The organism is Rathayibacter tanaceti, from assembly GCF_001634385.1.
Classification (GTDB): Bacteria; Actinomycetota; Actinomycetes; order Actinomycetales; family Microbacteriaceae; genus Rathayibacter; species Rathayibacter tanaceti.
Genome location: NZ_LIIN01000287.1, coordinates 1 through 802, shown reverse-complemented (window position 1 = coordinate 802; position 802 = coordinate 1). Strand labels below are relative to the sequence as shown.

Genomic DNA, 802 nt, shown 5'->3' with positions numbered 1-802 from the left:
GGCGGCTGCCCGCTCTGTCCGCCAGCCGGCGGGCCAGCGACTCGCCCCGAGACTGCTCGGCCTGCACCCGCTCCTTCGCGGTCTCGACGCCGAGACGGGCCTCGATCTCGCGCTCGCGAGCGGCGTCGACCCCGCGCTGGAGTCCGTCGCGAGCGCTGACGTCGAGGACGGGCCGCGGGCGGGCTCGGGCTTCGTCGAGAGCCTCCCTCGCCCGCTGGGAGGCGCGCTCGGCGTCGCCGACCCGCTCGGAGGCGATGGCCAACGCCTTCTCGCCGCGTCCGTGCTCGGCGGTCGCGGCTTCGAGCTGAGCACGCACCCGGCCCAGGCGCTCGGTGTGCGCCGCCCGGGCTGCGTCGTGCTCGCGGAGGGCCGAGAGAGCGAGCGTCGACTGCTCCTTCGCCGCTCGCAGCGCCCCGTTCTGCTCGGCGACCTCGAAGCGGAGGCGGTCGAGGAGGCGCTCGACCTCCTCCAGACGGGTCGCGGCAGAGTCGCGCTCGGAGACGAGCTCGATCCGGCTGCGCTGCCCGCCCGAGCCGGCGCTGAGGAGGATGTCCGAGACCGTGGCGCCGTCGCGGGTGACGACGGTGACGGGGACGGCTCCCCCGGTCAGTCCGGGGAGGAGACGGCGGGCGGTGGCCAGGTCCTCCACGACGACGACCGTCTCGAGGAGGGCCAGGACGCCGGGAGGCGCCGTGACCAGCTCGACCGCACGCAGGGCACCCTCCGGGACCGGGAGATCGACCGGCGGCCGCCGCGCGCCGGCGACCAGCAGCTCGACCCGGCCGAGCTCGCGGTCGACGGC

Annotated in this window: 1 pseudogene; it reads right to left on the bottom strand. The window is 76.7% G+C overall.

Annotated elements, in window-relative coordinates:
• Nucleotides 1–802 (bottom strand): annotated as a pseudogene (locus tag ACH61_RS17720) (chromosome segregation protein SMC); the annotation flags it as partial.